Genomic DNA, 8,135 nt, shown 5'->3' on the forward strand with positions numbered 1-8,135 from the left:
GATCACGTGAAGATCGGTCCGACATCCCGGGTGCGCTTGAGTTCGTAGAAGCCGGGAGTGCCGGCCACCAGCAGCACGCCGTCCCACAGCCGGCCAGCCGACTCGCCCTTGGGTGCCGGCGTGATCACCGGCCCGAAGAAGGCGTTCTCGCCGACGGCGATCACCGGGGTGCCCACGTCCATACCGACCCGGCTGATGCCGTCGTGGTGGCTGGCCCGCAGCGCCTCGTCCCACTCGGTCGAGGTCGCGGCGTCGGCCAGCGACGGGTCGGCGCCCGCCTCGGTGAGCGCCGCGGCGAACGTCTCGGCGTTCCACTCGGCCTTCTCCACGTGCCGACGCCGGCCCAGCGCGGTGTACAGCGGACCGAGGACGTCCTCGCCGTGCTTGGCGGCCGCGGCGACGCAGATCCGCACCGGGCCCCAGGCCTGCGCCATCGCCTCCCGGTACGCCTCGGGCACCTCCCTGGCCGGAGTTGAGCACGGCCAGGCTCATCACATGCCAGCGGGCGCGGACGGGCCCGTACCCGCTCGACCTCCAGCAGCCAGCGCGAGGTGATCCACGCCCACGGACAGCTCGGGTCGAACCACAGATCGGCGGTCACGATGTCGGCGTCGGCGCCGGCGACGTTCTCGGTACTCACGGGCGAGTCTCCTCGTTTGACGGAGTGTGATCGTCGGAGTCAACCCGCCTGGATGGCACCGGATTCCCGTCCGCCGCTGGTGGCGTCGTTTCGCCGCTGGCCGCCAGATAGCCGGCGACCCGGTTGACGACGGCCACGAACGGTACCGCGGCGATCGCGCCGGGAATACCGGCGAGCACACCACCGGCGGACAGCGAGATCACGATGGCCAGTGGATGCAGTCGCACGGCGCGGCGCATCACCAGCGGCTGCAACAGATGGCCCTCGATCTGCTGCACGGCCAGCACCACCGCGAGAATGATCAGAGCGTCGGTGACGCCGCCCGAGACGAGGGTGACCAGCACCGCGGCGACCCCGGCCACGGTGGCCCCGATGATCGGGATGAAGCCACCGAAGAACGTCAGCAGCGCCAGCGGGGCGACCAGCGGCACACCGACGCCCACCAGCCCCATCGCGATCCCGAACGCGTCGACGGCCGCGACGAACACCGTCCCGCGGATGTAGCCGGTGATCGTCAGCCAGGCCTCCCTGCCGGCGCCGCGCACCCGCTGCTCGGCACCGGCCGGGAAGCGGGTGACGATCCAGCCCCAGATCCGGTCCCCGTCGTAGAGGAAGAAGAACGTGGAGAACAACGCGACCAGCAGGCTGGTGAGCGCCTCCGCGGCGACCGACGCCCCCGAGATCACACCCGAGACGAGCCGCCCACGGTTGTTCGCGAGGTTGCGCCGGATGTCGTCGACCAGATCGTCGAGCTGGCGCTGCGACAGGTGGAACGGCCCGTCGGTCAGGTAGCCCCGGACCTGCTCGACGCCCTGGCTGACCTGGTCGGACACGGTCGGAATCTCGTTGGCGGCGTTGAACCCGACCGCCACCGCCGCCCCGGCGAGCACCACGATGAACACGAACAGCGCCGCGAACGCGGCCCCGAGCCGGGGCATGCCCATCCGCTGGAAACGATGGGCCAGTGGATGGATCAGCGCGGCGATGAGCAGCCCGGCGATGATCGGGATGACCACGAGCCGGACCCGGCCGACCGCCATCAGCAGGATCCAGATCGCGGCCCCGGTGACGATCAGCCGCCAGGACCAGCCGGCGGAGACCCGCAGTGCCACCGGGATGTGCTCCTCGGCCCGCTGCGCGGTCGACAGCTCACGCGCCGGCCCCTCCGAACGACCGGACTGCGCGGGGACCGGCGAGACTCCGCCGGGATGCCCCGCGCGCGCCGCGGCCCGCAGCTCCCGTAGCCGGCGCGGCACGAACCCCTTGCGCGACGACGAACCAGCCGAGGACGAACCGGCCGACGACGACGAACCAGCCGAGGACGAACCGTGCGAGGACGAACCAGCCGAGGACGAACCAGCCGAGGGTGCGGGCGAACCGGCCGGCGACGAACCGGCGGGCGGGCCGGTGGCGGGGGCTGGCGCGGCGGAACGGGCCCGCGGCTGCACTCGACCCAGCCCAGCGACCCGTCTCACCCGCGCTCCTTCCTGACGCCGCCCGTGCGACGTCCGCCAACCCGCCGCGCGGACGATGACGCCCGCCCGTCGCGCGGGAGATGTCGCCATCGTGCCGTACCAGCCGCGCCGGTGGGAGTGACAGGGCCGCGAAACCCGACAATTCACGACGATCACGGGCGGTGTACCGACCACGGAGGGTCTCCCACCAGGGTTCGGGCCCGCCGGTGGCGTGCGAGACTGAACCTCGGTGTGAGCCGTCCCGGCAGGCGCCGGTCGACGTCCGAACTAGCTGCGAGCCGACGTGCGAGCGGCAAGCTGAGAGGAACCGGGTGCCCAACAATCTCACCCGCGACGAGGCGCGCGAACGCGCCCGCCTGCTCAACGTGGCGTCCTACGACGTCGAACTCGACCTGACGACGGGCCCGGAGCACTTCCGCACGTCGACCCAGGTCATCTTCACCAGCACCGAGCCGGGAGCGTCGACGTTCATCGAGCTCGCGGCCGCCAGCGTCGACGAGGTCGTGCTCAACGGCCGGGCACTGGCGGTGGCCGACGTCTTCGACGGGGAGCGCATCCGCCTCGACGGGCTCGCCGAGGCCAACAACCTGCGGGTCATCGGCACCGGGGTCTACTCCCGCACCGGTGAGGGGCTGCACCGCTTCGTCGACCCCGTGGACGACGCGGTCTACCTCTACACCCAGTTCGAGACGTACGACGCGCACCGGATGTACGCCTGTTTCGACCAGCCTGACCTGAAGGCCACGTTCACCCTGACGGTGACGGTGCCCGCCGACTGGTCGGCGATCTCGGGCGGGGCGGTCGCCGCGACGGCCGAGGCCGCCATCGGGGTGCGCACGATCCGCTTCCTCGAGACACCGGTGATGTCGACCTACATCACGGCGCTGGTCGCCGGTCCGTACCACGAGGTCCGCGATGAGCACGACGGCATCGACCTGGGGCTGTTCTGTCGCCGTTCGCTGGCCGAACATCTCGACCCCGACGAGCTGTTCGAGATCACCAGGGCCGGCTTCGACTTCTACCACCGGGTGTTCGACTACCGGTACCCGTTCGGCAAGTACGACCAGTTGTTCGTGCCCGAGTTCAACGCGGGTGCGATGGAGAACGCCGGCTGCGTGACGTTCCTGGAGGACTACGTCTTCCGGGCGAAGGTCACCGAGGCCCGCCGTGAGCGCCGCGCCGAGACGATCCTGCACGAGATGGCGCACATGTGGTTCGGCGACCTGGTCACCATGCGCTGGTGGGACGACCTGTGGTTGAACGAGTCGTTCGCGACCTACATGTCGGTGCTGGCGCAGGTCACCTCCACCCGGTTCACCAACGGGTGGACGACGTTCGCCAACGCCGAGAAGGGCTGGGCGTACCGCCAGGACCAGCTCTCCTCAACCCATCCGATCGTCGCCGACGCCCCCGATATGGACGCGGTGCGCACCAACTTCGACGGCATCACCTACGCCAAGGGCGCGAGCGTGCTCAAGCAGCTCGTCGCCTGGGTCGGGCAGGAGGAGTTCCTCGCCGGCCTGCGGTCGTACTTCCGCCGCTTCGAGTACGCGAACACGTCCCTGCGGGATCTGCTGGACGAGCTGGAGAACGCCTCCGGGCGTGACCTGTCCGCCTGGTCGGCCGCCTGGTTGGAGACGACCGGCGTCAACACGCTGCGCCCGCGGTTCTTCACCGACTCCTCGGGCCTGTTCACCTCTTTCGACGTCGTGCAGGAGCCGGCGAGCGCCCCGCCGACCGCCTCACGCACGCTGCGTCCGCACCGGCTGGCCGTCGGGCTCTACGACCGGGACGCCGACGGCGCGCTGGTCCGCCGCGAACGGATCGAGCTCGACGTCACCGGTGAGCTCACCGAGGTGCCGAAGATCGTCGGTGCCCGCCAGCCGGATCTGATCCTGCTCAACGACGACGACCTCACCTTCGCCAAGGTCCGTCTCGACCCGCGGTCACTGACCACCCTGATCGACTCGATCGGGTCGTTCACCGAGAGCCTGCCCCGGACGTTGTGCTGGGCGGCGGCGTGGGACATGACACGCGACGCGGAACTCGCCGCCCGCGACTACGTCCGCCTCGTGCTGTCCGGGGTGAGCGCCGAGGACGACATCGGCGTGGTGCAGTCGCTGCTCGCCAAGGCCGATCTCACCATCGACGCCTACGGTGACCCGGCGAACCGCGCCACGGCGCTACGCGCGCTCACCGAACGCTCCGAGGAGCTCGCCCGGGCCGCCGCACCGGGCAGCGACCTGCAGCTGGTGTTCACCACGACGTTCGCCAAGGCGGAGAACCCCGAGCAGATCGCCCGGGTCCGCGCCCTGTTCGAGGGCACCGAGGTGCTCGACGGTCTGGTCGTGGACACCGAACTGCGCTGGACGCTGCTCATCCAGCTCGTCGCCCGGGGCGTCTACGGCGACGCCGAGATCGACGCCGAGCTCGCCCGGGACCGCACCGCCACCGGCGAGAAGCGCGCCGCGACCGCCCGGGCCGCCCGCCCCACCGCCGAGGCGAAGGCCGCGGCCTGGTCCGCGGTGATGGACTCGGCGGACCTGTCGAACCACCTGGCGGTGGCGACGATGAGCGGCTTCTGGATCTCCGACCAGCAGAAGATCACCCTGCCCTACGTCGACCGGTTCTTCGCCGAGATCGGCGGTATCTGGTCCTCGCGCAGCTTCGACACGGCCGCGACGATCAGCCAGATGCTGTTCCCGTCCTCGGTCATCTCCCCCGACACGGTGGCGAAGGTCGACGCCTACCTGGCCGAACGCGACCCGACCCCGCCGTTGCGCCGAGCCCTGCTCGAGGGCCGCGACGGCCTGGTCCGCGCCCTGGCCGCCCGGCAGAAGGACATCGCCGCCGGTTAGCCGGCGCCCGCGCCCGCCGTCCTGGCTTCCCTTCGTCGGCCAGGACGGCGGCACCGCCGGGCACCGCGAGCCCCTCAGCGCGCGGCGTAGCTCAGTGCGGGGCGGGGCTGCCAGCCGGGGCGGCGGTCGGAGCCGCCGGGCGCAGGGCCGCCGGGGTGGTGGCGGCGGGGCCGGCGGCCTCGGCGAGCTGGCGGATGCCCGAGGTCAGGCCGCCGACCAGGTCGCCGAGGGAGAAACTGGACGTCATCGCGAGCGAGGCGAGGCTCGACGCGGTGTTGCTGATCCGCTTGCGGGCGGCGGGCGTGGTCGAGATCCGCACGACGCGCTGCCCCGGGGAGACCACGATCAGGACGGCCGGGTCCCGCGCGGGGTCGCCGACGAGGGTGGACAGGGTCCGCTCCGCGGCCAGGCGGATGTCACCACGCACGGCGCCGACCCGCAGCGTGAACGGGATGCCACTGTGCTTCTCGGCCTGCTCGAGCGCCCGATCCAGCCGCTCGAGCTGCTCGGGGCTGAAGGCCTCACCAGTTGCCACTGGCTCCACCTGCTCCCGGAACGGCCTTCTCCTCGCGGGCGCCCTCGATCTCCTCGGGACGCTTGCCGACCCAGACGTCGTCGTGCTCCCAGGCCTGGCCCGGACGGTACCGGGTCGGGCCGCTGCGCCGGCCTGACCAGGCGGCCAGCAGGATCGCGATGAGGAACCCGCCGGCGATGGTGCCGCCGTAGATACCCCAGGTCTGCAGAACGGTCAACGGGTCGGGGTTGTACTTCGTCCCGATCTCCGCGGCTGATGCCGTCGCGGCGAACACCGGAACGGTGAACATCGCGAGGCCGGCGACCGTGAGCACCCGGCGGTAGGCGGCGCCCCTGGGCCGCGCTGGACGTGGAGTCACGCAGCGAAGGTTACCGGGAAGTGGTGCCCGGGTCCTCCGAGAGGGGTACCACCCGGCCCCCACCGGAGGGTGAGTTCGGACTCTCCGTACCCGCGTCCGCCCGAACCTCGCCCAGCAGCGCCCCCAGTCGGGCCACGGCCGGTTCGGCCAGCAGCCGTTCGAGGGTGACCTCCGCACCGTCGCCGTCACGCACCGGCAGCCGCCAGTTCGGGTAGGCGTCGGTGGTGCCGGGCAGGTTCGGCTGGTGCCGATCGCCGAGCGCGTCGCCGGGCGCGGCGAGCACGACCTGGCAGGGCGAACGGACGAGCAGCCGGTGCATTCCCCGCACGTAGGCGTCCAGGTCGCCAGGTGGGAACGCCTGCCCGGCCCCGGGTGACGCGGGCGTCGCCGCACCCGCGGTGTCCAGCGGGTCCGTGGTGTCCAGCGGGCCCTCGGTGCGCAGCAGGGCGAGCAGGGCGTCGCGGTCACGCCGCCAGGCGTCGGCCTCGGCCTGTTCGGAGCGGCCGAGTAGACCCAGACCGGCACGCAGGCGCACATGTTCGCCTTCGAGGTAGCCGGCGGCGGTCGGCAGGTCGTGGGTGGTGACGCTGGCCATGGTGGCGGCCCGGTACCGGGCGGGGGGCAGCGGGTTGCCGTCCTCGTCCTGCTCGAACCACAGCACCGAGGAGCCGAGCACGCCGGCCGCGTCCAGTGCCGTCGCCATCGAGGGTTCGACGGTGCCGAGGTCCTCGCCGACGACGAGGGCGTCGGCGAGGGTGGCCTCGAGCGCGATGAGTCCGAGCATCGCCTTCGCGTCATACCGGACATAGGTGCCGCGGGCCGCACCGGCACCCCGCGGAATCCACCACAGCCGGAACAGACCGAGGATGTGGTCGACCCGCAGCCCGCCGCCGCGGCGCAGCACCGCGGCGACCATCTCGCGCAGCGGGGCGTACCCGGTCTCGGCCAGGGCCTGCGGTCGCCAGGGTGGCAGCCCCCAGTCCTGGCCCTGCTGGTTGAACGAGTCCGGCGGCGCGCCGACACTGGCTTCCACGGCGAGCACGTCCTGCAGCGCCCAGGCGTCGGCGCCTCCCGCGTCGACGCCGACGGCCAGGTCGTGCACGATCCCGGCGGCCATCCCGGCGGCCCGGGCGGTGGCCTGCGCGGTGGCGAGCTGCTCGTCGCAGCGGTGTTGCAGCCAGCTGTGGAAGGCGATCCGGTCGGCGAGTTCGACCCGGGCAGCGGCGACGGCGTCGGTGTCCGGGCGGGTGAGTCCCGCGGGCCAGCCGCGCCAGTCCGGCCCGTGTCGTTCGGCCAGCGCGCACCAGGTGGCGAAGTCCGCGAGGTCCGCGTCCCCCGGCTCCGCCGCGTCCGCCGTGGTGGCGTTCGCGGAGCCGGCGGGACGGGTGGTGGCGAACAGCAGCTCGAGGGCTGCGAGTTTGGCCGTCCAGACGACGTCGCGATCGAGCAGGCCGCCGGGTCGGCCGTCGCGGCGGGCCCGGGCGGCCAGGTCGTCCACGGCGGCCCGGGTGGCGGCGTCGGCCTGGGCGTACTCGCGGGTGGCCTCGGGACGCAGGTACAGCGGCGCGGCGAAACGCCGGCTCACCGGGGAGTACGGCGAGTCGGCGACCGGGAGGGTCGGCGCGGCCGCGTGCAGCGGGTTGACCAGCAGCACGTCGGCTCCGGCCGCCCCGGACCAGGCCGCGAGCTCACCGAGGTCGCCGTAGTCGCCCATCCCCCAGCCGTGCGCCGAACGCAGCGCGTACAGCTGGATCATCCAGCCCCAGGCCCGCCAGCGCGGTCCCCGCGCCCGCAGCGCCGCGGGTCCCGGCAGCACGTCCGGCACGGCGATGACCGGGCAGCGCGACGACTGGCCGGCGACGGTGACGTGCAGGACGTGATCGCCCAGCGGCAGTCCGGCGGGCAGGGTGATCGGGCGGGCCACCCACGGCTGGCCGTCAAGCTCCCGTCGATCCCGCGGGTCGCCGGGGGCGGCCAGTGCCAGCCGCGCGCCGGTCTCCAGCTCCACCTCGGCGTGGACGTCGACACCGACCGGCAGGTACACCGTGACCGGCTCCGGTGTCGCCGCGGACACCACGGCGCAGGGCGGCAGCTGGCGGCGCCACCGGGCCTCGTGCAACCGGTCGAGGGCGGCCACCGGATCGCTCGGGTCGATGCCGAGCAGCCCGAGCACGGCGCGCACCGTGTCGGCGGCGATGGGTACCGGCTGGTCCAGCGCGTCGGTGTACCCCACCGCGACACCGCAGGCGTCGGCCAACGCGGCCAGATC

At 72.7% G+C, this 8,135-nt stretch carries 5 protein-coding genes and 1 pseudogene; 1 reads left to right on the forward strand and 5 read right to left on the reverse strand.

What is annotated here, in order from left to right:
• Positions 1-2: 2 nt before the first annotated feature.
• Both G6R24_RS05820 and G6R24_RS05825 read right to left on the reverse strand, forming a co-directional pair.
• A pseudogene (locus tag G6R24_RS05820) lies at positions 3-640 on the reverse strand (mycothiol-dependent nitroreductase Rv2466c family protein).
• Positions 637-1,896 (reverse strand): AI-2E family transporter, encoded by a 1,260-nt coding sequence (locus tag G6R24_RS05825; RefSeq protein WP_163548145.1) that lies wholly within the window; start codon positions 1,894-1,896, stop codon positions 637-639. Before G6R24_RS05825 ends, G6R24_RS05820 begins: the two are co-directional and overlap by 4 nt.
• A 530-nt stretch (positions 1,897-2,426) precedes the next feature.
• Here G6R24_RS05825 and pepN point away from each other — a divergent pair.
• Positions 2,427-4,973 carry an aminopeptidase N gene (pepN, locus tag G6R24_RS05830; RefSeq protein ID WP_163548137.1) on the forward strand — a complete coding sequence of 849 codons (2,547 nt, stop codon included), beginning with the start codon at positions 2,427-2,429 and terminating at the stop codon, positions 4,971-4,973.
• A gap of 91 nt (positions 4,974-5,064) precedes the next feature.
• Here pepN and G6R24_RS05835 read toward each other — a convergent pair whose 3' ends face one another.
• The 3 genes from G6R24_RS05835 to malQ form a co-directional block, all read right to left on the reverse strand.
• Positions 5,065-5,508 carry a DUF5130 family protein gene (locus G6R24_RS05835; RefSeq protein WP_163548138.1) on the reverse strand — a complete coding sequence of 148 codons (444 nt, stop codon included), beginning with the start codon at positions 5,506-5,508 and terminating at the stop codon, positions 5,065-5,067.
• On the reverse strand, positions 5,495-5,866 hold the full coding sequence (locus tag G6R24_RS05840; RefSeq protein WP_163548139.1) for a hypothetical protein: 372 nt from the start codon (positions 5,864-5,866) through the stop codon (positions 5,495-5,497). The genes G6R24_RS05835 and G6R24_RS05840 overlap by 14 nt, the downstream gene beginning before the upstream one ends.
• A 10-nt stretch (positions 5,867-5,876) precedes the next feature.
• On the reverse strand, positions 5,877-8,135 hold a 2,259-nt coding region (gene malQ, locus G6R24_RS05845; protein ID WP_163548140.1), incomplete at its 5' end, for a 4-alpha-glucanotransferase.

Origin of the sequence: Candidatus Frankia nodulisporulans, from assembly GCF_902806475.1 — a bacterium.
Taxonomy (GTDB): domain Bacteria; phylum Actinomycetota; class Actinomycetes; order Frankiales; family Frankiaceae; genus Frankia; species Frankia umida.